Origin of the sequence: Pseudomonas sp. FP2196, assembly GCF_030687715.1 — a bacterium.
Lineage (GTDB): Bacteria > Pseudomonadota > Gammaproteobacteria > Pseudomonadales > Pseudomonadaceae > Aquipseudomonas.
On sequence record NZ_CP117445.1, the window covers coordinates 5,241,815 to 5,267,182 of the forward strand.

The 25,368-nt window shown below is 58.8% G+C and carries 24 protein-coding genes and 4 tRNA genes; 12 read left to right on the plus strand and 16 right to left on the minus strand.

Features of this window, described 5'->3' with window-relative positions; all coding sequences use genetic code 11:
• Positions 1-28: 28 nt before the first annotated feature.
• From PSH79_RS23450 to PSH79_RS23480, 7 genes are all read left to right on the plus strand, one after another.
• Complete coding sequence (locus tag PSH79_RS23450; protein ID WP_305439857.1) at positions 29-661, plus strand: TRAP transporter small permease; 633 nt, start codon at positions 29-31, stop codon at positions 659-661.
• Positions 658-1,941 (plus strand): C4-dicarboxylate TRAP transporter large permease protein DctM, encoded by a 1,284-nt coding sequence (dctM, locus tag PSH79_RS23455; RefSeq protein ID WP_305439858.1) that lies wholly within the window; start codon positions 658-660, stop codon positions 1,939-1,941. The genes PSH79_RS23450 and dctM overlap by 4 nt, the downstream gene beginning before the upstream one ends.
• Positions 1,942-1,999: 58 nt before the next feature.
• A complete protein-coding gene (locus PSH79_RS23460) occupies positions 2,000-2,626 on the plus strand; it encodes a DUF1780 domain-containing protein (protein WP_003228301.1) in 627 nt (208 codons plus the stop codon).
• Positions 2,623-3,150, plus strand: coding sequence for an MOSC domain-containing protein (locus tag PSH79_RS23465; RefSeq protein WP_305439860.1), 528 nt, complete (start codon positions 2,623-2,625; stop codon positions 3,148-3,150). The genes PSH79_RS23460 and PSH79_RS23465 overlap by 4 nt, the downstream gene beginning before the upstream one ends.
• A gap of 51 nt (positions 3,151-3,201) precedes the next feature.
• The gene (locus PSH79_RS23470) at positions 3,202-3,375 is read left to right on the plus strand and encodes a DUF3094 family protein (protein WP_003228304.1); all 174 of its coding nucleotides are present in this window, start codon (positions 3,202-3,204) and stop codon (positions 3,373-3,375) included.
• A gap of 63 nt (positions 3,376-3,438) precedes the next feature.
• Entirely contained in the window at positions 3,439-4,737 is a 1,299-nt protein-coding gene (locus PSH79_RS23475) for an NAD(P)/FAD-dependent oxidoreductase (RefSeq protein WP_305439861.1), read from the plus strand.
• Positions 4,738-5,021: 284 nt separating this feature from the next.
• Complete coding sequence (locus tag PSH79_RS23480; RefSeq protein ID WP_095114080.1) at positions 5,022-5,429, plus strand: hypothetical protein; 408 nt, start codon at positions 5,022-5,024, stop codon at positions 5,427-5,429.
• Positions 5,430-5,492: 63 nt separating this feature from the next.
• On the opposite strand, the gene PSH79_RS23485 is transcribed toward PSH79_RS23480, so the two are convergent.
• The 8 genes from PSH79_RS23485 to rluD all read right to left on the minus strand — a co-directional run bounded on the left by PSH79_RS23485 (position 5,493) and on the right by rluD (position 12,370).
• A complete protein-coding gene (locus PSH79_RS23485; protein WP_305439862.1) occupies positions 5,493-7,118 on the minus strand; it encodes a methyl-accepting chemotaxis protein in 1,626 nt (541 codons plus the stop codon).
• Between the two features lie 164 nt (positions 7,119-7,282).
• Positions 7,283-7,359, minus strand: a tRNA-Pro gene (locus PSH79_RS23490).
• 98 nt (positions 7,360-7,457) lie between these two features.
• Positions 7,458-7,533: transfer RNA gene (locus PSH79_RS23495), tRNA-Lys, on the minus strand.
• Between the two features lie 5 nt (positions 7,534-7,538).
• Positions 7,539-7,615 (minus strand) — tRNA-Pro (locus PSH79_RS23500).
• A gap of 9 nt (positions 7,616-7,624) precedes the next feature.
• Positions 7,625-7,700: transfer RNA gene (locus PSH79_RS23505), tRNA-Asn, on the minus strand.
• 295 nt (positions 7,701-7,995) lie between these two features.
• Entirely contained in the window at positions 7,996-10,560 is a 2,565-nt protein-coding gene (gene clpB / locus PSH79_RS23510; protein ID WP_123535415.1) for an ATP-dependent chaperone ClpB, read from the minus strand.
• Positions 10,561-10,688: 128 nt separating this feature from the next.
• Positions 10,689-11,411 carry a peptidoglycan editing factor PgeF gene (pgeF, locus tag PSH79_RS23515; RefSeq protein WP_305439863.1) on the minus strand — a complete coding sequence of 241 codons (723 nt, stop codon included), beginning with the start codon at positions 11,409-11,411 and terminating at the stop codon, positions 10,689-10,691.
• Positions 11,408-12,370 carry a 23S rRNA pseudouridine(1911/1915/1917) synthase RluD gene (gene rluD / locus PSH79_RS23520; RefSeq protein WP_305439864.1) on the minus strand — a complete coding sequence of 321 codons (963 nt, stop codon included), beginning with the start codon at positions 12,368-12,370 and terminating at the stop codon, positions 11,408-11,410. Before rluD ends, pgeF begins: the two co-directional genes overlap by 4 nt.
• A gap of 151 nt (positions 12,371-12,521) precedes the next feature.
• Between rluD and PSH79_RS23525 the strand changes: the two genes are divergently transcribed.
• The 4 genes from PSH79_RS23525 to PSH79_RS23540 all read left to right on the plus strand — a co-directional run bounded on the left by PSH79_RS23525 (position 12,522) and on the right by PSH79_RS23540 (position 16,820).
• Positions 12,522-13,538 (plus strand): outer membrane protein assembly factor BamD, encoded by a 1,017-nt coding sequence (locus PSH79_RS23525; RefSeq protein WP_187679215.1) that lies wholly within the window; start codon positions 12,522-12,524, stop codon positions 13,536-13,538.
• A gap of 126 nt (positions 13,539-13,664) precedes the next feature.
• Positions 13,665-13,898, plus strand: coding sequence for a PP0621 family protein (locus PSH79_RS23530; protein WP_305439865.1), 234 nt, complete (start codon positions 13,665-13,667; stop codon positions 13,896-13,898).
• Positions 13,888-15,477: a PAS domain-containing sensor histidine kinase gene (locus PSH79_RS23535; protein WP_305444071.1), complete on the plus strand. Its 1,590-nt coding sequence runs from the start codon at positions 13,888-13,890 to the stop codon at positions 15,475-15,477. Before PSH79_RS23530 ends, PSH79_RS23535 begins: the two co-directional genes overlap by 11 nt.
• A gap of 2 nt (positions 15,478-15,479) precedes the next feature.
• The gene (locus PSH79_RS23540) at positions 15,480-16,820 is read left to right on the plus strand and encodes a sigma-54 dependent transcriptional regulator (protein ID WP_305439866.1); all 1,341 of its coding nucleotides are present in this window, start codon (positions 15,480-15,482) and stop codon (positions 16,818-16,820) included.
• Between the two features lie 129 nt (positions 16,821-16,949).
• Here the strand turns inward: PSH79_RS23540 and thiO are convergent, their stop codons facing one another.
• From thiO to PSH79_RS23575, 7 genes are read right to left on the minus strand one after another with little or no spacing between them, the layout of a single operon-like run.
• The gene (gene thiO / locus PSH79_RS23545; RefSeq protein ID WP_305439867.1) at positions 16,950-18,050 is read right to left on the minus strand and encodes a glycine oxidase ThiO; all 1,101 of its coding nucleotides are present in this window, start codon (positions 18,048-18,050) and stop codon (positions 16,950-16,952) included.
• 57 nt (positions 18,051-18,107) lie between these two features.
• Positions 18,108-18,509: a type IV pilin protein gene (locus PSH79_RS23550; protein WP_305439868.1), complete on the minus strand. Its 402-nt coding sequence runs from the start codon at positions 18,507-18,509 to the stop codon at positions 18,108-18,110.
• Positions 18,510-18,524: 15 nt separating this feature from the next.
• Complete coding sequence (locus PSH79_RS23555; RefSeq protein WP_305439870.1) at positions 18,525-21,614, minus strand: pilus assembly protein; 3,090 nt, start codon at positions 21,612-21,614, stop codon at positions 18,525-18,527.
• Positions 21,601-22,080 carry a PilX N-terminal domain-containing pilus assembly protein gene (locus PSH79_RS23560; RefSeq protein ID WP_305439871.1) on the minus strand — a complete coding sequence of 160 codons (480 nt, stop codon included), beginning with the start codon at positions 22,078-22,080 and terminating at the stop codon, positions 21,601-21,603. Before PSH79_RS23560 ends, PSH79_RS23555 begins: the two co-directional genes overlap by 14 nt.
• An 11-nt stretch (positions 22,081-22,091) precedes the next feature.
• On the minus strand, positions 22,092-22,805 hold the full coding sequence (locus tag PSH79_RS23565) for a PilW family protein (protein ID WP_305439872.1): 714 nt from the start codon (positions 22,803-22,805) through the stop codon (positions 22,092-22,094).
• On the minus strand, positions 22,802-23,251 hold the full coding sequence (pilV, locus tag PSH79_RS23570) for a type IV pilus modification protein PilV (protein ID WP_305439874.1): 450 nt from the start codon (positions 23,249-23,251) through the stop codon (positions 22,802-22,804). The genes PSH79_RS23565 and pilV overlap by 4 nt, the downstream gene beginning before the upstream one ends.
• Positions 23,248-23,721 (minus strand): GspH/FimT family pseudopilin, encoded by a 474-nt coding sequence (locus PSH79_RS23575; protein WP_305439876.1) that lies wholly within the window; start codon positions 23,719-23,721, stop codon positions 23,248-23,250. The genes pilV and PSH79_RS23575 overlap by 4 nt, the downstream gene beginning before the upstream one ends.
• 130 nt (positions 23,722-23,851) lie before the next feature.
• Between PSH79_RS23575 and PSH79_RS23580 the strand changes: the two genes are divergently transcribed.
• The gene (locus tag PSH79_RS23580; RefSeq protein WP_305439878.1) at positions 23,852-24,406 is read left to right on the plus strand and encodes a GspH/FimT family pseudopilin; all 555 of its coding nucleotides are present in this window, start codon (positions 23,852-23,854) and stop codon (positions 24,404-24,406) included.
• Here PSH79_RS23580 and ispH read toward each other — a convergent pair.
• Positions 24,378-25,322, minus strand: coding sequence for a 4-hydroxy-3-methylbut-2-enyl diphosphate reductase (gene ispH / locus PSH79_RS23585; protein WP_187679205.1), 945 nt, complete (start codon positions 25,320-25,322; stop codon positions 24,378-24,380). The genes PSH79_RS23580 and ispH overlap by 29 nt on opposite strands.
• Between the last annotated feature and the right edge of the window lie 46 nt (positions 25,323-25,368).

The window sequence follows — 25,368 nt, forward strand, 5'->3', positions numbered from 1 at the left end:
GTCGTCATTCGATCGGGAGCAGCCACTCATGAATGCCTTGCGGCGCATATGGGACCACTTCGAGGAAGGCTTCATTGTTTTCCTGTTGGCGGCAATGACGCTGGTGACGTTCGTTTACGTCATCCTGAACAACCTCTATAGCGTTTTCTACAGCTTCGCCGAGCAATGGCAAGGCGCCAGTGAACAGCTATTCGCGATGGGCGACAGCATCATGGGGATGGCCCAGGCCATGACGTGGAGCATCGCGTTGACCAAAGCACTGTTTGCCTGGCTGATCTTTTTTGGCTTGTCCTATGGTGTGCGCACTGCCGGGCATATCGGCGTCGATGCCTTGGTGAAGCTGGCCAGCAAACCGGCTCAGCGCATCATCGCCATCATTGCGTGCCTGTGCTGTCTCGCCTATGCGGGGTTGCTCAGTGTCAGCAGTTTCGAATGGATTCAGACGTTGTTCATCGCCGGTATCGGCGCCGAGGATCTCGGTCACTACGGCATCATGCAGTGGCACATCGGGCTGATCGTGCCTGTCGGTTTCGCTCTGGTGTTCATTCGCTTTGCCGAAATCCTCGTGCGCATCGTGCAAAACCGTCAAACCGGCTTGGGCTTGGCCGATGAAGCCGCAGATGCGATGAAACTGACCGAACATGAGGATGACAAGAAATGACCATTCTGTTCCTCTTCGTCGCGCTGTTCGTGCTGATGTTCATCGGTGTACCGATCGCCATTTCTTTGGGTTTGGCCGGTTCGATGACGATCATTCTTTTCAGCCCCGACTCCGTACGCTCACTGGCCATCAAGTTATTCGAGACATCCGAGCACTACACGTTACTGGCGATCCCGTTCTTTTTGCTGGCTGGCGCGTTCATGACCACGGGCGGCGTGGCGCGGCGCCTGATCGACTTTGCCAATGCGTGTGTCGGTCATATTCGCGGCGGCCTGGCCATCGCAGCTGTCCTCGCGTGCATGTTGTTCGCCGCGCTGTCCGGCTCAAGCCCTGCAACGGTCGCGGCCGTGGGCTCCATCGCAATTGCGGGCATGGTCCGGTCCGGTTATCCACAGGCCTTCGGTGCCGGCATCGTGTGCAATGCCGGCACGCTGGGCATTCTCATCCCCCCCTCCATCGTCATGGTGGTGTATGCCGCTGCGACAGAGACCTCGGTCGGCAAACTGTTTATGGCCGGTGTCGTACCGGGTTTGCTGCTGGGTACTTTCTTGATGATTGCCATCTACATCGTCGCCGTCAGGAAAAACCTGCCCGCCATGCCTCGTGCCACCGTTCGTGAATGGTTTACGGCAGCACGCAAAGCCATCTGGGGACTGTTGCTCATGGTCATCATCCTGGGCGGCATTTACTCAGGAATGTTCACCCCGACCGAGGCGGCAGCAGTCGCGGCGGTCTACTCGGCATTCATTGCACTGTTCGTCTACAAGGACATGACGTTCCGTGAGACACCGAAAGTGCTGCTGGAATCCGCCAAGCTGAGCATCATGCTGATGTTCATCATCGCCAATGCCATGCTGTTCGCTCATGTGTTGACCACCGAGCAAATTCCGCAACAGATCACCGCCTGGGTCATCGGCGCGGGGCTGACGCCGGTGACTTTCCTGCTGGTGGTGAACATCGTGTTACTGGTGGCGGGGGCGTTCATGGAGCCCTCGGCAATCATCCTGATCCTGGCGCCGATCCTGTTTCCGATTGCCGTGCAGTTGGGGATCGACCCGATTCACCTGGGCATCATCATGGTGGTGAACCTGGAGATCGGGCTGATTACCCCGCCCGTAGGGCTGAATCTGTTCGTCACGTCGGCGGTGACAGGCATGTCGCTGGGTGCCACCATCCGTGCGGCGATGCCTTGGCTGATTATCCTGTTACTGTTCCTGATATTGATAACCTATGTACCGTGGATTTCGCTGGTCCTGCCAAACTGGCTGGGGATGACGTAACCGGGAAGAGTTGTTCCTGGCCACTACTTCGATCACATTTGAACGCTAAGCTTGGCCTATGGATGACTCCGATTATTTACGCCTGCTGACCATCGCGGCCGAGCAAGCCAACGCGTTCCTGTCCAATGCCCGCAAATGGGAGCGTGAGCGTTGGGTCTGCCAGCGCCTGCTGCAAGGCCTGAACATTCCTTACCGGGCCGACGAGTTCGCGCCTGCTGGCGAGCCGCCGGACGTGCTGTTTCGTGATGCCAATTTCGAGGTGTTTTTCGTTCTCGATGAAGGCCGCCGACTCAACGACGAATGGCGTGACGAATTGCAGCGGCGACGCAGTGCGTTTTCCCTTAGCCAACTGGTACGCCGCGAAGCCAAGCCGCGACGGATTCCGGCCAATGAATTCCTGCTCAGACTGGCGCCGACCTTGCGCAAGAAAGCCCACAACTACAAGGAGCGCGGCATGGATCTGGGCGAATTGGATATCATCGCCTTCGCCAGCCTCAAGCGCGAAGTGCTGGACCTCAACAGCCACTTTCCGCCACCGACCGAATACTTGCGTCAGGGCTGGCGCTCGCTGTCCCTTGTCGGCCCGACATTCGCCCGCGTGCTGTTCGCCCACCCCGATGCACCGGACTTTCTACGTAGCAACCTTGGAAGAAGCATCGTGTTTGATGTTGGAATCAGCCTGTGACGCCGCTTCAGCAATTGATCGCCGATGTCCCGCAAACCGGCCGTGTACGCTGGATCGGCGTGCGACCAGAATCCCGTGGGCTAATGATCGAACTCGATGCTGTGGAAGCGCGGCTGGAAGCCGGACTGACTGGCGATCATGCCCGCCCCGGCGTGCGCAACGCGCGGCAGGTGACGCTGATCCAGTGGGAACACCTGTCGGTGATCAGCGCATTGATGGGCCGTGCGCCCGATCAACCGGTCAAGCCTGAAGAGCTGCGGCGCAATCTCGTTATCAGCGGGATCAACCTGTTCAGCCTCAAGGGTCGGCGCTTTCGCATCGGTCAGGCAATTTTCGAAACAACCGGCTGGTGCCAGCCTTGCGCCCGCCTGCAAAACAACCTCGGCCCCGGCACTTTTCAAGCGGTGCGCGGGCATGGCGGAATCACCGCTCGAGTGTTACAAAGCGGGATCATTCGCCTCGATGACGGTGTGTCTGTCGAACCGGTTCCGGACAGCGGCTATGCTGCGTTCAACCCCGGTTGAAAACCGCTGTAGCTTCTGCACATTCAGCAACGTCTACCTGACGAGGCCTTTATGACCAGCCGCCTGAACCCCGAAGACCAAAAGCATGTCGAAGAGTACCTGCAACTGTCCCAACACCGTGTCGAGCGCCGGCCATTCCGGCCGTGGATGCTCCTGGTGCTGGTGCTGGCAGTGACCATTGGTCTCGGCCTGTTGAGCCGATTAATCAGTTACCTGACGCTATGAGCTGCCTGGCGCTCGCGAAGGTAACCGCACCGATTTCCTTTAAAAACCTTGCGAGTTATCCCCATGTCCCATCGTATTGTTATTGTCGGCGGCGGCGCCGGCGGTCTGGAGCTGGCTACCCGTCTGGGTAAGACTCTGGGCAAGCGCGGCACGGCCAGTGTGATGCTGGTCGACGCGAACCTGACGCACATCTGGAAACCACTGTTGCACGAAGTGGCCGCCGGATCGCTGAACTCCTCCGAAGACGAACTCAACTATGTCGCCCAGGCAAAATGGAACCACTTCGAGTTCCAGCTGGGGCGCATGAGCGGGCTCGATCGTGCCGCGAAGAAAATCCAGCTGGCCGCTACCTACGACGAAAACGGCGTAGAGCTGGTGCCAGCGCGTGAAGTGGGCTACGACTCGCTGGTGATCAGCGTCGGCAGCACCACCAACGATTTCGGTACGCAGGGTGCGGCGCAGCACTGCCTGTTCCTCGACACCCGTAAACAGGCCGAGCGCTTCCATCAGCAACTGCTCAACCACTACCTGCGTGCCCACGCCGGGCAAACCGATGTGGTCGAGCAGATCAGTGTAGCGATCGTCGGTGCCGGCGCCACAGGCGTCGAACTGGCGGCAGAGTTGCACAACGCCGCCCATGAGCTGGCGGCTTACGGCCTCGACCGGATCAAACCGGAAAACATGCACATCACCCTGATCGAAGCCGGGCCACGGGTACTTCCAGCCCTGCCGGAGCGCATCGGCGGGCCGGTACACAAGACCCTGGAAAAACTCGGGGTCAATGTCATGACCAATGCGTCGGTCAGCGAAGTGACGGCCGACAGCCTGATCACTGCCGATGGCAACGAAATCAAGGCCAGCCTGAAAGTCTGGGCAGCCGGTATTCGTGCACCGGGTTTCCTCAAGGATATCGACGGCCTGGAAACCAATCGCATCAATCAGCTGCAAGTGCTGCCGACACTGCAAACCACCCGCGACGAGAACATCTTCGCCTTTGGTGATTGCGCCGCCTGCCCGCAACCAGGCACCGATCGTAACGTGCCGCCGCGCGCGCAAGCTGCGCACCAACAGGCATCGTTGCTGGCCAAATCGCTGAAACTGCGCATCGAAGGCAAGACGCTGCCGGAGTACAAGTACACCGACTATGGCTCGCTGATTTCGCTGTCGCGTTTTTCGGCTGTGGGTAACTTGATGGGCAACCTCACTGGCAGCGTAATGCTTGAGGGCTGGCTGGCGCGGATGTTTTACGTGTCGCTGTATCGCATGCACCAGATGGCGCTGTACGGGCCATTCCGCACGGCGATGTTGATGCTCGGTAGCAAGATTGGCCGAGGCACCGAGCCGCGCCTGAAACTGCATTGATGCAATCCCTGTAGGAGTGAGCCAGCTCGCGATAGCGGTCTATCAGTCGACATCATTGTTGAATGACACAGCGCTATCGCGAGCAGGCTCACTCCTACATTTGGTCTGCGTTTCTGTCTCGTAATGTATCTGCGTCCGTAATATCTATCCTTCGCTTACAAACGCCCCGCTCCGCGACACAGACGCGATACACCACCACCGCTTAATGGCCATACCCGAGCAACACCTGCTCAGGCTAATCGTCCTTAACGCGTGGTTGCGCTGTGCAACCGCAGGAGAATGTAATGTCCCGTACTTCGACTCTCGGTAAAAAATCCATTGGCCTGATCGGCGCCGCGCTGGCGGGTGGTCTGATGCTGTCCGGATCGGTGTTTGCCGCCCAGCCACTGGCCCAGGGCTATATGGTTGCCTCGGCAGAAACTTCGGTAAAGACACCGGAAGGCAAATGCGGTGAAGGCAAATGTGGCGATGCGTCGATGGCCAAGACCGACTCTGATGGCGACGGCAAGGTTTCCCGTGCCGAATTCCTCAAAGTCGCGCCAAAATCCGATTTCGACAAGATCGACACCAACCACGACGGCTTCATTGATGAGCAAGAGGCCTACAACAACGTAAAGGCCAACTTCGAAGCCAATGGCAAGAAGATGCCCAAGGGCCTGTTCGAGCATCTGAAAGATCAAGACGGCGCTTGATTCGCTGAACATCAAAAGCCGCGCTACTCCTGCGAGAAGCGCGGCTTTTTCATGCCTGCAAACTTACAACTGGAAACGTCGCACCATGCCCTGCAGGGCATTCGCCAGCTTCGACAACTCGTGGCTGGATGCGCTGGTCTGATCGGCGCCAGCAGCGGAGCGCACCGACAGATCACGAATGTTCACCAGATTACGGTCCACTTCGCGCGCGACTTGCGCTTGTTCTTCAGCAGCGCTGGCGATCACCAGATTGCGCTCATGGATTTCATGCACCGAGGCGGTGATGGTTTCCAGCGCCTCACCGGCACGCTCTGCCAACGCCAGCGTGGTCGTGGCTCGGGCGGCACTGGCCTGCATCGAGTCCAGCGCCAGGCTCGAACCACTGCGCATGCCCTGCACCATTTGCTCGATCTCTTGAGTCGATTGCTGCGTGCGATAAGCCAGTGCTCGCACTTCATCGGCGACGACGGCAAAACCACGCCCGCTCTCGCCGGCCCGCGCCGCTTCAATGGCTGCGTTCAGCGCCAACAGATTGGTCTGCTCGGCAATCGCGCGGATCACATCCAGCACTTTGCCGATGTCCTGCGACTGATTAGCCAACGACTGCACCAGTTCACCGGTGTGCTGCACATCGCTGGCCAGTGCATTGATGGCGGTGGCGGTTTCGCTGACGCGCGCCTGGCCCAGATGCGCTGATTCACTCGACTGACGGGTGGCGTCAGAGGTCGATACCGCATTGCGTGCGACCTCTTCCACTGCTGTGGTCATCTGGTTGACTGCGGTGGCAGCCTGTTCGATTTCGTTGTTCTGCTGCTGCAAACCCTGCGTACTGTCGAGCGTCACCGCACTGAGTTCGTCGGCAGCAGTGGCCAACTGCGTGGCCGAGCCGCTGATGCCTTGCAGCGTTTCGCGAAGATTCTGCTGCATGGTCGCCAGCGCCTTGAGCAAGCGGCTGACCTCATCGTTGCCGTGGGTTTCGATCGGCCGGGTCAGATCGCCTTGGGCGACGCTTTCAGCGGCGCTGACAGCGCTGCTCAAGGGGCGGACGATGCTGCGGGTCAAAAGCATCGCCAGCGCGACTGTGGCCAGTGCAGCCAGCGCGATGAACACGCTGACGATAGTGCGCGATGTTTCATAGTGCGCTGCGGACTTCTCGCTTTCAGCGGCGACCTGTCTGGCGAACAAATCGGCCAGATCGCTGAGTTGTTTGCCGGAACCGTCGACCACGGTTTTCATGTCTACCAGCAGCAGCTTGGTCAGTTCGTCACGCTTGCCCTGCTCGGCCAGCGTGAAGGATTGAGCGATTCCAGTGCGGTACGCGGCGAAGGTCTTTTTGAACTGGTCATAGACCTGCTGACCCTCCGCGGTGTTGACCAGTTTGTCGTACGCGGCGATTTTCTCGCTCAATTCCTTGTCGCGGGTGTCCATCTGGCTGCGGTAGGTCGCGATGTTGTTGGGGTCTTGATCCAGCGCCATGCGCAAAGAGATGGTACGAATGCGCAGCATCAATTCGCGGATCTCGTCGCCACCACGGATGCTCGGCAACCACTGGTTTTCTACCGCTACCTCACTGTCACGGATGCTCGACATCTGCCCCAGCGCAAACACGCCAAGCAATGCCACTAATACCGCGATCAGGGCAAACCCCAAGGCAGCCCGGGGAGCAATATTCAACTGACGAAGCAACATGACGAACGCCCTTATTCTTGTATTGGCCAGATTCAAGGGGCGAAGCAGTGACAGTCCCCTCTCGTTAGCGGGCTATCGGCAAGTTGTACGATGACTTGAAGGGGAAATGCGTTTTTGTCGGACAAAAAAAATCCCCGTATCTTTCGATACGAGGATTTTTAATATGGTCGGGGTAAGGGGATTCGAACTCCTGACATCCTGCTCCCAAAGCAGGCGCGCTACCGGACTGCGCTATACCCCGGTAAAAAAAAGGCGACCTTTCAAAGATCGCCTTCTTCGATCAGCGCTTTTGGCCTCTGATCTTAAGATTCGATCCCAGCGCAAAACTGGTTTCAAAAATGGTGGGTCGTGTGGGATTCGAACCTACGACCAATTGGTTAAAAGCCAACTGCTCTACCAACTGAGCTAACGACCCAAAAATGGTCGGGGTAAGGGGATTCGAACTCCTGACATCCTGCTCCCAAAGCAGGCGCGCTACCGGACTGCGCTATACCCCGGTTTGAAATTGGCTCCGTGACCAGGACTCGAACCTGGGACCCAATGATTAACAGTCATTTGCTCTACCGACTGAGCTATCACGGAACTACATATTTCAATTTACAACGGTGAAACGTACAGCTCTTAGACTTCGTTCGCATCGCTGCGTTCGTGTGTCTGAGGCGCGCTATTCTACAACCTAGATCACCTCTGTCAACCCCCTAAATTGCTTTCAAGTTAATGATTTGCAACTTATTTCAGATTTCTGCTCAGTGAGCTGAAACCTTGTGGGTGACTGACTGCGGGGCGCACTTTACAAGCCTTTTCCTTTGAGTTCAACAGCCTGGCGAAAAAAAGGCCTCGCAATGCGAGGCCTTCCTTATTTCATTGACGCTGCGGCTCAGTTGAAAACGATTTCGTCGTTCGCAACGGCACCGGTCGCCGTATCGCCTGGCATGAAGTGACCCGACAGGATCAACTGCGCCAGCGGGTTTTCGATCCAGCGCTGGATCGCCCGTTTCAAAGGACGTGCGCCATAGACCGGGTCGTAACCGACAGCAATCAACTTGTCCATCGCTTCCGGGCTCAGCTCCAGCTTCAGCTCACGCTCGGCCAGACGACTGCGCAGACGGCCCAACTGGATCTCGGTAATGCCCGCGATCTGATCCCGTGCCAGAGGCTCGAAGATCACCACTTCGTCGACCCGGTTGATGAACTCCGGACGGAAATGCGAAGTCAGCGCATCCATCACCGCTGCACGCTGGGCCTCACGATCACCCACCAGCTCCTGAATCTGCGACGAACCGAGGTTCGAGGTCATGACGATCACGGTATTGCGGAAGTCCACCGTACGTCCGTGGCTGTCGGTCAGACGACCATCCTCAAGCACTTGCAGCAAGATGTTGAACACATCCGGATGCGCCTTCTCGACCTCGTCCAGCAGGATCACCGAGTAAGGCTTGCGCCGTACGGCTTCGGTCAGATAACCGCCCTCTTCGTAACCGACGTATCCCGGTGGCGCACCGATCAAACGAGCCACGGAATGTTTCTCCATGAACTCGGACATGTCGATCCGCACCATCGCCTCTTCAGTATCAAAGAGGAATTCGGCCAGCGCCTTGCACAGCTCGGTTTTACCGACACCGGTCGGGCCCAGGAACATGAACGAGCCGCTTGGACGATTCGGGTCAGACAGCCCGGCGCGGGAACGACGCACCGCATTGGAAACCGCCACGACCGCTTCTTCCTGACCGATCACGCGCTTGTGCAACAGGCTTTCCATCTTCATCAGCTTGTCGCGCTCGCCTTCGAGCATTTTCGACACCGGAATGCCCGTCCACTTCGACACGACTTCAGCGATCTCTTCTTCAGTGACCTTGCTGCGCAGTAACTGGTTTTCGCTCTTGCCGTGCTGGTCGACCATTTGCAGGCTGCGTTCCAGATCAGGGATCACCCCGTACTGCAACTCGGCCATGCGGTTCAGATCACCTTTACGGCGTGCGGCTTCCAGCTCCTGACGGGACTGTTCGATCTTCTGCTGAATCTGCGCAGAACCCTGTACCTCGGCTTTTTCCGAGTTCCAGATTTCTTCCAGATCCGAGTACTCGCGCTCAAGACGAACGATTTCTTCCTGGAGCTTTTCCAGGCGCTTCATCGCCGCTTCATCGCTTTCTTTCTTCAGCGCCTGTGATTCGACCTTCAACTGAATCAGGCGACGCTCCAGACGATCAAGCACTTCCGGCTTGGAGTCGATCTCCATGCGGATACGGCTGGCAGCCTCGTCGATCAGGTCGATGGCCTTGTCCGGCAACTGCCGATCAGTGATGTAACGATGGCTGAGCTTGGCCGCCGCAATGATCGCGCCGTCAGTGATCGCGACCTTGTGGTGAACCTCGTAACGCTCCTTGAGGCCACGCAGGATCGCGATGGTGTCTTCTTCACTCGGCTCATCCACCAGCACTTTCTGGAAGCGTCGTTCGAGGGCCGCGTCCTTCTCTATATATTGGCGGTACTCGTTCAGCGTGGTCGCGCCGACACAGTGCAACTCGCCGCGCGCCAGGGCTGGCTTGAGCATATTGCCGGCATCCATCGAGCCTTCGCCTTTACCGGCGCCGACCATGGTGTGCAATTCGTCGATGAACAGAATGATCTGCCCTTCCTGCTTCGACAGTTCATTGAGCAGGGATTTCAGGCGCTCTTCGAACTCACCGCGGTACTTGGCCCCAGCAATCAGCGCGCCCATATCAAGCGACAGCAAACGCTTGCCCTTGAGGCCGTCCGGCACTTCGCCGTTGATGATGCGCTGGGCCAGACCTTCAGCGATCGCGGTTTTACCCACGCCAGGCTCACCGATCAGCACCGGGTTGTTCTTGGTCCGGCGTTGCAGAACCTGAATGGTGCGGCGAATTTCATCGTCACGGCCGATCACCGGATCGAGCTTGCCGTCTTCGGCACGCTTGGTCAGGTCGACGGTGTACTTGTCCAACGCCTGACGCGACTCTTCGTGGTTGGCGTCGTTAACCGCTTCGCCACCGCGCAGGTTGTTGATCGCATTTTCCAGGGCTTTCTTGCTCACGCCCTGGCCGAGCAGCAACTTGCCGAGTTTGCTGTTCTCGTCCATAGCAGCGAGCAACACCAGTTCGCTGGAAATGAACTGGTCGCCCTTCTGCTGAGCCAGACGGTCAGCCTGATTGAGCAGGCGCGCCAGATCCTGCGACATGTTGACGTCGCCAGTCGGATTCTGGATTTTCGGTAATTGGTCGAGCTCTTTGGTCAGCTCTTTTCGCAAGCTGTTGACGTCAAAGCCGACTTGCATCAACAGGGGTTTGATCGAACCACCCTGCTGTTCAAGCATGGCCTGCATCAAGTGCGCCGGCTCGATGGCCGGATGATCATGGCCGACGGCCAACGACTGGGCGTCGGACAAGGCCAACTGTAGTTTGCTGGTTAAACGGTCTATACGCATGGGTCACCTTCCTTTTGAGCAGGCCGGACCTAAAACCATCCTGAATAAAGAAACCTGCCAGATACCACTGTAGATGCGGTCGATTCTGCAAGATTCAAGCGGCGGGCAGTTGATGCAGATCAGACAGTTTAGCGGGTGAGCCAAACCAGGGAGGCAAAGCGACCGGTGCGCGACGCACGGCGGTAAGAGAAGAAGCGCGGATCGGTCACGGTACAGAAACCGCCGCCATACACCGCAGTGACACCACGAACTGCCAGACGCAGGCGCGCCAGCTGATAGATGTCAGCCATGAACTTGCCGGGATTGTGACTGGGGACAAAGGCTGTTGCCGCTTCGGGCAATTGATTGATAAAGACTTCCCGAACTTCCGGACCGACTTCAAAGGCATGCGGACCTATCGCTGGACCGAGCCAGACCAACACGTCTTCTGCCGGCACATCGAGCGTGTCGAGTGTGGCTTCGAGGACGCCCGCCGCCAGACCACGCCAACCGGCATGCGCCGCTGCCACGCGAGTACCGGCGCGGTCGCAGAACAATGCCGGTAAACAATCGGCCGTCATTGCCGCACAGGCAACTCCAGGAGTGGCAGTCCAACTGGCATCGGCTGTCGCAACGACAGATGGATCAGCATGCGCCACGGCAATCCCGTGAACTTGCTGCAACCAGGCAGGCTTTATAGAGAAGTGATCAGTCAGACGCCGGCGGTTCTCGGCGACTGCTTCCGGGCGGTCATCAACATGATCGCCCAGATTGAGGCTGTCGAACGGCGCCTCGCTGACACCACCCTCGCGGGTGGTGACACAGGCCCTGACGCTGGCCGGCGCAGGCCAGTCCGGCGTCAGCCAGTTCATCCGACGAAGGCCTCGCGATCCTGCTTGAGCAGGGTCAGCAGCCAGACGAAATCTTCCGGCAACGGCGATTCCCAACTCATGCGCTCACCGCTCGTCGGGTGATCGAGCTCAAGGAAACGCGCGTGCAGGGCCTGCCGCGGGAAGTTCTTGAGGGTTTCGACCATGTTCAGGTTCGCAGCAGGCGGAATGCGGAAACGACCGCCATACGCAGGATCGCCGACCAACGGGAAGTTGATGTGCGCCATGTGTACGCGGATCTGGTGAGTACGACCGGTTTCCAGTTTCACCCGTACATGGGTGTGGGAACGGAAACGCTCCAGCACGCGGTAGTGACTGACGGCTGGTTTGCCGCCTTCCATCACCGCCATGCGCTGGCGCTGCTGACCGTGACGGCCAATCGGGGCGTTGATCTTGCCGCCGGCGGTCACTACGCCAATCACGATGCACTCGTAGATCCGGCTCACGCTGCGACTCTGCAATTGAGTCACAAGCTTTGTCTGCGCCTGAATGGTCTTGGCCACCACCATCAAACCGGTGGTGTCCTTGTCCAGACGATGCACGATACCGGCGCGCGGAACATTGATAATGTCTGGCACGTGGTGCAGCAAGGCGTTGAGCAAGGTGCCATCGGCGTGACCGGCAGCCGGATGCACCACCAGGCCCGCAGGCTTGTTGATCACCAGAATGTCGTCATCTTCATAGACGATGTCGAGCTCGATGTCCTGGGCGATCCACTCGCCCTGGGCTTCCTGCTCGGCAGTCAGCTCAAGGATGGCACCGCCATGCACGATGTCGCGAGGACGGATGACCGCCCCGTCCACAGTCAGGCGACCTTCTTTGATCCAGGCGGAAAGGCGCGAGCGGGAATGCTCTGCGAAGAGTTGGGCAGCGACTTGATCGAGGCGTTGGCCGCCCAATTCGGACGGCACCTCTGCGCGAAGTTCAATTTTATCGGACATGCTCTGACTGTGCGTCGGCACAGCTTTTGGTTTCGGCTGCGCGCTTGTGGTTAAATACGGCGTCTTTTGCCCCGAGGCTTTTCAACGGGGCGCTCATCATAACAGGACGGCCCCGCCCAAGACAGCGGCCGTCATAGGGACGCAAGCCGCCATGCAAGTGAAACACCTGCTGCTGATCGCCATCCTCGCATTGACCGCTGCTTGCTCATCGAAGGAAGTCGTAGACGAAAACCTCAGCGAAGCCGAGCTGTATCAGCAGGCTCAGACTGACCTGGACAACAACAGCTACACCAGCGCCACAGCGAAGCTGAAGGCTCTGGAGTCGCGTTATCCGTTCGGTCGCTACGCCGATCAGGCACAGCTGGAGCTGATCTACGCCAACTATAAAAACGCCGAACCGGAAGCTGCCAAGTCCGCCGCCGAGCGTTTCATTCGTTTGCATCCGCAGCACCCGAACGTGGATTACGCGTATTACTTGAAAGGTCTGACTTCTTTCGACCAGGACGTCGGCCTGCTGGCGCGCTTCCTGCCGCTGGACATGACCAAGCGTGACCCGGGCGCTGCCCGCGACTCCTACAACGAGTTCGCCCAGCTGACCAGTCGCTATCCGAACAGCCGCTACGCGCCGGACGCCAAGCAGCGCATGATTTACCTGCGCAACCTGCTGGCGGCCTACGAAATCCACGTGGCCGACTACTACCTGACCCGTCAGGCGTACGTTGCTGCCGCCAACCGTGGCCGTTATGTCGTGGAAAACTTCCAGGAAACCCCATCGGTCGGCGACGGCCTGGCGGTGATGACCGAAGCCTACCAGCGTCTGCACCTGGACGAACTGGCGGCCAGCAGCCTGGAAACCCTGAAGCTCAACTACCCGAACCACCCGAGCCTGCAAGATGGCCAGTTCGTGCCAAGGGTTGCTGAAGCTGATAACCGTTCGTTCCTGAGCAAGGCAACGTTGGGTCTGATCGAATCGCGTCCACCGCTGCCGCCGGGAGAGACCCGCGCCAACCAGGACGTGCAGAAGCAGTTCCAGGATGCGAAAGACGCGATCCCGAACGAGCTCAAGCCTAAAGACGAGAACGGTGACGTGATCGAGGAGCCGGAGCCTGAGTCGAGCGACACCGACCGCTCCTGGTTCAGCTACATGACTTTCGGCGTGTTCGACTGATCACACCGGATGCACAGAAAAGGGAGATCTTCGGATCTCCCTTTTTCATGACCGCGCTTTAATAGGCTGTGCGCTTGTCATGTCCTTGGCTAAACTGCCGGATCATCAGTCGAAAAGCCGCTCATCATGCTTCGTTTATTGTTCTGGATTGCCCTGATTTTCGCTGCGATATGGTTGTGGCGTAAATTCAAGACCCCCGCCTCATCCGCACAATCTTCCCGCGAGCAAGACGCCGCGCCGATGGTGCGCTGTGCCCATTGCGGCGTGCACCTGCCCCGCGACCGCGCGCTGAACCTTCAACAACAGTGGTATTGCAGCCAGGCTCATCTTGAGCAAGGCCCTGGTTCCAGTGATCGCTGAGGCCGCCAACGCCGACAGCAAACAGGCTCAGCGTCTGCTGCGCCTTTATCATCTCTACCGTTTAAGTGTCGGCATCACGCTGGTGCTGCTGATCTCCAGCAACATGGACAACCGCCTGCTGACGTCGGCCAACGACGATCTGCTGCGCGGCGGCAGTTGGCTGTATCTGGTGCTGAACATTCTTCTGGTAGTGTTTCTTGAAAACACCCGGCGGCCCGCGCAACTGTTCAGCTTGGCCCTTGTCGATGTGCTGCTGCTGTGCGGTTTGTTCTTTGCGGCGGGCGGAGTCGCCAGCGCCTTCGGCAATTTGCTGGTGGTCTCGGTGGCGATCAGCAACACCCTGCTGCGCCGACGCATCGGCCTGCTGATTGCTGCTATTGCAGCGCTTGGCATTGTGGCCCTGAGCTTCCTGTTGAGTTTCAGTCATCCGCTGAGCGCCAATGAATACTTGCAAGCGGGCACCCTCGGTGCTTTGTGTTTTGCTGCCTCGTTACTGGTGCAGGGGCTGATCCGGCGTCTTGAAGTCAGTGAAACCCTGGCTGAGCAGCGGGCCAGCGAAGTGGTCGGCCTGGAAGCCCTCAATGCGCTGATCCTGCAACGCATGCGCACCGGGATTCTGGTGCTCGACGAACAGCGCCGCGTCCAACTGGCCAATCACAGCGCCCAGACCTTGCTCGCGCAGTCGCACCTTCAAGGCCATTTGATCGACGATTATTCACCCGCGCTAGTCGATCGCCTGCAATTGTGGATGAACAACCCGACCCTGCGCCCGCAAAGCCTGAAAATCCCCGGCAACGGCCTGGAACTGCAGCCAAGCTTCATCGCCCTCAAACAGAGCCCCAATCAACAGACACTGGTGTTTCTCGAAGACCTCGCACAAATCGCCCAACAGGCCCAACAACTGAAACTCGCCGCGCTCGGGCGCCTGACCGCCGGTATCTCTCACGAAATTCGCAATCCGCTGGGGGCCATCAGTCACGCCGCACAGCTATTGGGGGAATCCGAGGAACTCGATGGCGCGGATCGGCGTCTGACGCAGATCATTCAAGATCACTCCCAACGCATGAACCGAGTCATCGAAAACGTCCTGCAACTGTCCCGTCGCCAGCAAAGCGCGCCGCAACGGCTGGATCTAAAGCCGTGGCTGGAAAACTTTGTCGCCGAAAGCCGCGAACAGGCCACCGAGCGCCAGCAGATTCATCTGCGGATCAACTCGGGCGACTTCACCACCCTGATGGACCCCAACCAACTCACGCAAATTCTCGACAATCTGGTACGCAACGGCTGGCGCCACAGCGCCCTGCTGCATGAGCATGCTGAAGTCTGGCTGTCCCTGTTCATGGATCTCGACAGCCAACTGGCAGTGCTCGAAGTGCAGGACAACGGCCCCGGCGTGGCGCTCGATGAACAGGCTCATCTGTTCGAACCGTTCTTCACCACCAGCAGCCAAGGCACCGGCCTTGGGCTTTATCTGTCCCGTGAGCTGTGCGAAAGCAACCAGGCGCGCCTAGACTTCAAATCACGCCAAGGCGGCGGCTGCTTTCGCATCACCTTTGCTCACGGACGGAAACAAAGTTGAACATGAGCCCACGGCAAAAAGTCCTCATCGTCGACGACGAACCGGATATCCGCGAACTCCTCGAAATCACCCTGGGAAGGATGAAACTCGACACCTTCAGCGCACGCAATCTTGGCGAAGCCCAAGCGTTGCTGCAGCGCGAGGCCTTTGACCTGTGCCTGACCGACATGCGCCTGCCCGACGGCACGGGGCTGGAACTGGTGCAGCACATCCAGCACCGTTATCCCCAGTTGCCGGTGGCGATGATTACCGCGTATGGCAGCCTCGAAACGGCGATCAACGCGCTGAAGGCCGGCGCGTTCGACTTTCTCACCAAGCCGGTGGATCTGACACGATTACGCGAACTGGTCGCAACAGCGCTGCGCATGCCGGCGGTGGGCGGCGTTTCTGTCTCGATTGATCGACGATTGCTTGGCGATTCATTACCGATGCGCACGCTGCGCAAACAAATCGACAAACTGGCTCGCAGTCAGGCACCGGTGTACATCAGCGGCGAATCCGGCAGCGGCAAAGAGTTGGTTGCGCGACTGATTCACGAACAAGGTCCGCGTGCCGGCCAACCGTTTGTACCGGTCAATTGCGGGGCGATTCCTTCGGAGCTGATGGAAAGCGAGTTTTTCGGTCATCGCAAAGGCAGTTTCACTGGCGCGATCGAGGACAAGCCGGGGCTGTTTCAGGCCGCACACGGCGGCACGTTATTTCTTGATGAAGTGGCAGACTTGCCACTCTCGATGCAGGTCAAGTTGCTGCGGGCGATTCAGGAAAAAGCCGTGCGCAGCGTTGGCGGCCAGCAGGAAACCGTGGTTGATGTACGAATACTCTGCGCCACGCACAAGGATCTCGATGCAGAAGTTGCCACCGAGCGTTTTCGCCAGGATCTGTATTACCGACTCAACGTGATTGAGTTGCGTGTACCGTCGCTGCGCGAGCGCCGCGATGACATTGAAGTGCTGGCGGCTCACATGCTCCAGCGCTTGGCCAAAGACACCGGGCAACCAGCTGCGCGCCTGCATCCGCAGGCGTTGGAAGCGCTGAAAAATTATCGCTTTCCGGGCAATGTGCGGGAATTGGAGAATGTTCTCGAACGCGCGCACACCTTGTGCGAGAACCGCGTGATCGAGGCTGAAGACCTGCGCTTGAGCGAAGGCAACTGCGCGGCGGATGGCGCGATTGCGGATTTGACACAGATCGACAATCTGGAGGATTACCTGGAGAGCGTCGAGCGCAAACTGATCCTGCAGGCGCTGGAGGAAACCCGCTGGAACCGCACGGCCGCGGCGCAACGGCTGAGTCTTTCATTCAGGTCGATGCGCTACAGACTGAAAAAACTCGGTCTGGATTGAGGCCCCTATCGCGGGCAAGTCCCCTCCCACAGGTTTTGTTCGTGTACGTGGATTCGATGAACACCACGAACACTGTGGAAGCGGGCTTGCCCGCGATGGCGATCTAATAGACGCCTGGAAAATCCACGGCTAAATTCGGCCTTCAGGCGCATACGGCGCCGGATCAATAATCGGCGCCCGCCCCAGCATCACATCGGCAAACAACTGACACGACGCCGGTGCCAGCACCAGCCCATTGCGGTAATGCCCGCAGTTCAGCCACAAACCGTCAAACCCCGGCACCCGACCAATGTAGGGAATCCCCTCAGGCGAACCCGGACGTAACCCGGCCCAATGCCCGACCACTTCGGCCTCCGCCAGCGCCGGCAACAACTCCACCGCCGAGGCTTTCAGGCTTTCCAGCGCAACATCGGTCGGCGTCTTGTCGTAGCCCTCATGTTCCAGCGTGCTGCCGATCAGGATATGCCCGTCGCGACGCGGAATCGCATAACGGCCCTTGGCCAACACCATGCTCGGCAAGAAATCAGCCGCGCATTTGTAGAGGATCATCTGGCCTTTGACTGGCTCCACCGGCAACGTCAGGTTAAGCGTCTTGAGCAAATCACCGCTCCATGCACCTGCCGTCAGCACTACCTGATCGCCCTTGATCACGCCTTTGGAAGTCGCCACGCCAACCACCCGCTCGCCCTCACGGACAAATCCACTGACTTCGGATTGCTCGTGAATGATCACGTTCGGCAGCGCCTGCAATGCCGCTTTCAGCGACTTCACCAGACGCGGGTTTCTGACGTTGGCCACATCAGCCATGTAGATCGCCCGCGAGAAGCCACCGCCAAGTGCCGGCACCGCGTCATGGGCCGCCGAGATATCCACAGCCCGCAGCGGCCGGTTCTCCCGCTCAGCCCAGGCCAGCGCTTCGGTTTCGTCGTCCAGATCCAACCAGTACAGGCCTGTGGTGTGAACCTCGGGATCGACCCCGGTATCAGCAAACAATCGCTCGCCGAGCTGTGGATAAAAATCCTGTGACCAATGCGCCAGCGCTGTGACCGCCGGGCTGTAGCGCCACGGATACAGCGGAGAAACGATGCCGCCGCCCGCCCAGGACGATTCCTGGCCGACGTTCGAGCGATCCAGCAGCACCACGCTGCCCACTTCGGAGGCGAGATTGTAGGCGGTCAGCAGGCCAATCACCCCGCCACCGACAATCACCACTTGCTGTTGCCTGGTCATGTTTGATCCAACCGTAAAAAAGACAGTGGGCGCAAAAATGCGCCCGAAAGAAGCGCCTCAGCGGCCCCAGCAATCCTTGGTGGTCAGCCCGGTAGTCGCATTGCTCATGCTTCTGACACCCGTGTTGGTCAGGGTGAAGTCCCCGCACTTGTCGGTGGCCATGGCCGTGCCCGTCTTGCGGGTGGCGGTCAGCAGGAAGGTCTGGTCAGTGATCGTCGGGGTAATGGTGTAGAAATCATTACCGGCGCTCAGACCCGTGATGCCGGTGTAGAGATTGTTCTTGGTGTAGAACCGTTCGAGGGTCTGCGCCTGCTCCGACAGCAGCGACACCACTTCGGCGCGACGGCCCTTCTTCACGTATTCGGTGAGGCTCGGATAGCCAATGGTGATGACGATCCCGATGATCGCAATCACGATCATGATTTCGATCAGGGTGAAGCCTCGGTTGGATCTGCGCATGCCTCAAACTCTCACTTACTGTATTTGTCGCCACATGATACGACGGCTACCGCCGCCGCCCTTTTCCACAACGATGGTGATGTTGCCACTGGAGTCGGTCACTCCCTTGCGCTTCCCGTCACTGGAGATGAAGTTCACCGTCGGATTGCCGCCAGTGAATATCACACCGCTGGAGATCGTGTCATTGCTGTCGACCAGACCGTCGGAACCTGTGTCGATCACGGCGTAGTTGAGCATCTTACCGCTGAACGCCTCGAGTTCGACCAGTTTGCCCGTACCGAGACTCGCACAGGGATCCGTGGTGTCGACACTCGCCGTGGTGAAGACGATACGGCCAAGCACGATGTTCGCTTGATTGATGACCCGCTCGCCGGTCAGCACGTTGTTATACACCAGCGGCAGATACCAGCCCTTTTCCCCCGGATAGGTCGTGTCATTCTGCGTTGTCGTCAGGAACTGCCCGGAGCTACCAGAGAATGATCCGGTAATCGCCTGCGCCTGCAAACTGCTGACGGTGAGCTGTCCCGAACCGCCATCGGCATCCCACACCGAATAGAACGCCTGCAGATCCTTGTTGGTCTTGTCGGCCGTTTCGTTGAATTTACCGGTGCCGACGAAGATCTGTTTGCCGCCCAGTGAATTGTCCGCCAGTAATGGTTGCGCGGTGATCGGCTGAGTCGCGCCGCCCGCCGTGGTGAACAGCGGCTTGCCGGAAAACGCCACGCTCCAGCTGTCCGTCGATGTGGCACTCAGATCAAACTTCCACAATCGCCCTTTCAAGTCGCCGCCATAGGCAGCCTGCACCACATTTTGCGAATTGACCTTGAGCTTCACCGACGACAAACCATTGGTGGTTTCCGAACTGTCGATCACGATTTTCTTGATCAGCGAACCATCGCGCACATCCAGCACGTACAACGCCGCCACGCCGGAGTTGCTGCCATAACCATTGGAAATGAACGCCGCCCACCGACCATCGGCCAAGCGTGCCACTTCCGGCCGGGCGTAGGCATAACCCAAATCATTAAAAACGTTGGAGGTATTTGCTGTCGTTGGCGCACTGACTTCCCAAAGCGCGCGTAAAACGTTACCGGCCGACGCGTCGAACAGTTGCAGCGCGTAGAACGTCTTGCCACCGGCACCGGTGCCACCGATGGCCAAGGTTTTCCACGCGCTGTTGAGTTGGGCGTCAAACACCCCGACCTGGCCATCGACCAGAAACTTATGACTGACACCGTTGATGTAGGTCGGATCGGCAATCAGCCGCAGAGAAGGCAGCACACTGGACGGCATGTAAGCGTAACGTCGGGCGCCGCTGGCCGAGTTGATGACGTTGACGAATCCGTCATTGGCATTCACCACCAGACTGGTATTCATGTTCGTCGCCTTGGTCGCCAGGTAAGTGCTGTAGGTAGTGTCGCCCGACAGGTCGGAGGCGGTCTTGTCCGAGGGCGATGCCAGCACCAGTGGCGAGTTAATGATGTCGCCCAACAACACGCTGCGTACCTTCAGCCCGGTTTTGTTGGTGCCCTTGCTCCACTCCACCAGATCGATACCCGTGATGCCGGTGGGTAGGCCTTGGCTGAGCGTCGTCTGTTGCGCCGCGGAAAAGTTACCGTACGCCAGCGTCACAGCAGCGTTGCTGGAAGTGTTCCACGATTGATAAGTCGGTGCGGTGGCACCCGGCACAATAGTCGTGTCGGTGCTCCAGATTGCAGCAGACGTGTTCAGCGCCCCCGCCGATGTGAAGCCAAAAGACTTGATCGTGCCGCGCCAATCCTTGGGGTCATAGGTGGTCTGAAAGAAATTGCTGTTACTGCTCAAGGTGGTTCCGCTAACGACACCGGCACCGCCGGAACCGGCCTTGGAGGTAATGTCGCTCAGCGCCGATGACAAGGCAGCGTTGAGGCCTGTGTCGTCAGTCGCCTGATAGTACTTGCCCTGCCCGTAACTCGCCGCGTCCGAGAGCATGTCGTTGTCAGCAGCGAAACCCACGGTGTAGGTGTTCATGTTCTGTTTGGGAAAATCCACCGCGTTCCAGCTCTTGCCTGCTGCATCGCTGCCGGTCGAACGCATGTCGATGTCAATGGCGAACTTGGCGATGTCGTCCAGATACAGCGTATCGCCTTCACCGTCACCGTTGAGGTTGTCGCCGTCATTATTCACACCATCCCAATTCGGCAAGCGGCTGCCGCCCAAAGGATCGTTGGTGGGAAAGGTACGATCGTAAGTAGGCAGGCCGTCTGTGATCACCACGCCGTAGTTTTTCTGGCAGCGGTACTGAATCGGGCTGGTATAGGTCGCCGGCGTGCCGTTGTAGTAAGGCGCCAGGCCACGCATGTAACGAGTGACTTCGTAATAGCTCTCGGCCAACGGTGTATTGGCCACCGCATTCAAGCCATTGATCGATGAAATCAGCGCGTTGTAGTTAGCGTCGGCCTGGGCCTGGGTCACGCTGCCGGTGACCGGCGACAAATCGGTGATCGAGCGGGCGATGAAACCGCCATTGCCCGGGTTGCTGCTGGTGGCCGGGTTGAAGGTCGACAGGCCCATGCGCAAGGCACGGTTGCTGCTCACCAATGCGGTGGAAACGTTGCGCGCTACGTTCATCCGGTAATCGTTGGGGATCGCTCCAGTGGTGAAGTCCCGGGTGCCGTTACTGGTGGCCAGGCTGACTATGTAGGAAATGTAATCGGCGGAATAACGGGTGTTCTCATTGCCTACGGGGTCGGGGAGCTTCAGGCACAACGGTGCCACGCTATTGTTGTAGAAAGCATAGGCGCCCCCCGAGCACCCGGAGGTCGGCAGGCTCGATAGAAACACCGTGTCGCCGGTGATCTGCGGGGCATTCAGCGCAGAGCACAATCCGAGGAAGGCATTGCACTGCCGCGCGGGTGCACGCTTGACGTTCGGATCAAATCCGGCGGCGTAAATAATAGTGTTCATGCTTCCCGAATCGTCGAGCAGAAGCATCACATTCGGTGCCACTGCCGCAGCGCTCAGCAGCGGCGAATCCGACGGCGTGAACGCATAGGCGGGTGCCGACAGATACAAAGCCGTCAGCATGCCGATCAGCCATGATCCACAGCGTTCAATACTTCGCATAGACACTCTCCACCACGCTACGCGAAGTGCCGGCGATACCGATAGCGGTCACTCGATACAGCGTCGCCGAGGTGTTGCTCGGCACATTCACGGCGGTCAGCGTCGTGCCGATGTTCTGCACGCCATAAAACCCGCTCCCGGCGGCGATCCAGGTCACGCCGGATGTCGAATTGAGTCCTGCCGCACTGACCACCGACGACTCTGCCGGCGGCGCACATTGTGTGGTACCGCTGCAAACTGCCAACGAGTAGCTGTCCAGTTGCACCGCGCTCTCGCCGACACGCAACGCCGCTTCGGCGGTCTGGAACGACTGGTTGCGCAGGCTCACACTGCCAGCCATTTTTTCTTGCAGATTGGCGCTCTGCATAGACGACAGACCGATCATTGTCAGCAACAACAGAAACACCAGGCTGACCAGCAACACCATGCCGCGCTGGGTCTGACGTTGATGGAGAGAAATCCTCATCGCCCAGGCCCTCACTGCAAGCGGTTGCGCAAAGCGGCAACCACGTTGAAGGTTTGATTGGCGACCCGACTGTTCGGATCGTTGAGAGTCAGGCTCAGGCGCACACTGCGAATACGTGCTGGATCGCTGGGGTTGGTGCTGTAAGTCGAGGCGGCGACATCGGTCGCGGAACTGGCCAGACCGAACGTCACGTTAAAGGCACTGACGTTGTTAACCAGCACCTGCTGGGTCGGTGTGCCGCTGCCGGTGCCCATCAGGATCTGGTTGTTGCTGAAGCTGTAGACAAGACGCCGGATCGGGAAGGCGATTTGTCCGCTCGCCGCGCTGCGCAACCCGGTATAGGCCGTCGCGCTGTTGCGGCAATCAGAGACCACAGTCCAGGTGGGAGTGCCGCCACCGCTGCCGACGTCAGCGGTCACCAGCGTCAACTTGAGATTGGCGTTGTCCCAACTGATCGGCGTAATTTGCACAGCGCTGAAATCCCCTGCCGTGCTGGAGTCAGTGATCGTGCCCAGACAACCGAACATCCCGACCATGCGAATTTCCTGAATCATTTTGCTCAGCACGAAGCGTGCGTCTTCCTGCATGGCGGCAGCACTGTTCTGGCTGACGTAGGTATTCTTCGCAGCGAGGAAAGTTTGCACCACTCCCAACACCACGATCAGCCCGAGCGCCAGGGCGATGAGCATTTCGATAAGGCCGAAACCGCGGTTATGGCGCTTCATGGCGTGGCCACCGGATCTACGGTGGCGCGACTGGTCAGGACAAAGCTGCGCGCAGTGCCGGCGGCATTCGCTGCACGTGAGTCATTCCAGTTGATTGTGATCGTGTACACCCGCTGATTGCGGGCGATAGTGCCGGTGGCGGTCGGCCCGCCGAAGTTGACGATGTTGGTGGTGAAGTCGTAGAGGTCCTGATCCCGGGCAACGCTGAGGTTTCCTGACGTCGGTGGCGTGACGGTGTAGTCGGCGCCGGAGTTGGCACGGATGCGGTCCATCATGTCGTAGGCGATGAAGCTGGCCTGACTGGTCATGCGTGAACTGTCGGTGTACTTCAGTGCATTCATTTGTACTGCCGCCGCGCCCAACAGCCCGACCGTCAGAATCAGCAAAGCGACCAACACTTCGATCAGTGTCATGCCCTGCTGAACGCACTTGCTCCCTGGCCTCATCCGCAACTTCCACCCAATTGAATTCGTCCGTTCAAACACACGTTAAGCGTCCTGCTTTGCGTGCCCAGCGTGTAACTGATGACCACCGCCGTCGAGGGTGCGGCCAGACCGCCAAGGTTGTTGAAATCCAGCGCGGTCACTCCAAAGGTTAGCGTCAGAGTCGCGCCGCTGCTCATCGCCGGAACAACCCGCAACACATTGGCCGGATTGCCAGTACTGTCGTAGACCGACAGTTCGCCGGTCCAAGCGCTGCCGCCAGCCGTCGGTCGCAGCCGCGTTGTCACGCCTCGATCAATCGCTTCCAGACGGGCGAAATTGATGGCCCGTTGCAGGTCGCCCATTTCGGTATCGGCCTTGCTGCCCTGTATCGAACGGGTGAACGCAGGCACCGCCAGGGTGATCAGGATCACGAATATCGCGACCGCGACCAGCAACTCGATCAGCGTGAAACCTTTTGTACGATGATCCATCGATGCCCTCCGTTGCCGTCGGCTATACCTGCTTCTACACGCTAGAACATTCAACCGGACTCTGTCGGTTGATTTGCCCTGCCCGGCGCACGGAGCGCGCCGTTCATCACACTCCATGGAGGGAGTTTTCATGTCGCAACAGGGTTTCAGCCTGATTGAACTGCTTATGGGACTGGCGATTGGTGCAATTGTTCTGCTGCTGATCAATCCGGCGTTTGCTGCACTCACTGAGTCGAACCGTCGGGATCAGGCTGCGCAGTCACTGCTCGACGGCATTCGCAACGCCCGCACAATGGCGATCACGCGCAATCAGAGCGTGGTAATTCATGGCATCAACGGTGACTGGAGTCAGGGCTGGCGGATCATTCTGGACATCAGCGGCAAGGGGCCGGAGGACAGCAGCAATCCGCTACTGATGGAAAATGCGCGTGACGGGATGGTGCCGATTGTCGGCAATTGGTTGGTGAGCCGTTATGTCCGGTTCAGCAGTATTGGGCAACCACTGATGCCGGAGAGGAAGTTTCAGGCAGGAACATTACATATTTGCTCGACTCGCGAGCCGGTCAGCCAGCGTCAAGTGGTGCTGGCGGCGACCGGTCGAGTGCGCCTGGGCAGTGAAAAGACTGAACAGGCACTGTGTCAAAAAGCCAAAAGCGTCAGATCGAACGAACGCGCAACTCTTTAGGCATCGAGAATGTGATGTTCTCTTCACGACCGGCGAGCTCATCGGCACCGGTAGCGCCCCAGGCCTGCAATTGCTGAATCACGCCACGCACCAGCACTTCCGGCGCGGAAGCACCGGCGGTGATGCCAATACGCTCGACGCCATCGAACCAGCTCTTTTGCATGTCTTCGGCGCCGTCGATCAGGTAGGCCGGCGTGGCCATGCGTTCAGCCAGTTCACGCAAGCGGTTGGAGTTGGAGCTGTTAGGGCTGCCGACCACCAGCACCACGTCGCATTCGTCGGCCAGTTGCTTGACCGCATCCTGACGGTTTTGCGTGGCGTAGCAGATGTCATCCTTGCGCGGGCCGCCGATGGCAGGGAAACGTGTGCGCAGGGCGTCGATAACACGACTGGTGTCGTCCATCGACAGGGTGGTCTGGGTGACGAACGCCAATCTTTCAGGATCGTTCACCTGCAATTCGGCCACATCTTTCTCGTCCTCGACGAGGTAGATGGCGCCGCCATTGCTGGCGTCGTACTGGCCCATGGTGCCTTCGACTTCCGGGTGACCGGCGTGGCCAATGAGGATGCATTCACGACCGTCGCGGCTGTATTTCGCGACTTCGATATGCACTTTGGTCACCAGCGGGCAGGTGGCGTCAAAGACTTTCAGGCCACGGCCAGCGGCTTCGGTACGCACAGCCTGGGATACGCCGTGGGCACTGAAGATCACGATGACGTCGTCCGGCACCTGATCCAGTTCTTCGACGAAGATCGCGCCACGGCTGCGCAGGTCTTCGACCACAAACTTGTTGTGCACCACTTCATGGCGCACGTAGATCGGCGGCCCGAAGACTTCCAGGGCGCGGTTGACGATTTCGATCGCCCGGTCCACACCTGCGCAGAAGCCACGGGGGTTGGCGAGTTTGATTTGCATGCTGTGCCTCGTGTCTTGCGCGCGAAAACAGTTAAAAACACTGTGG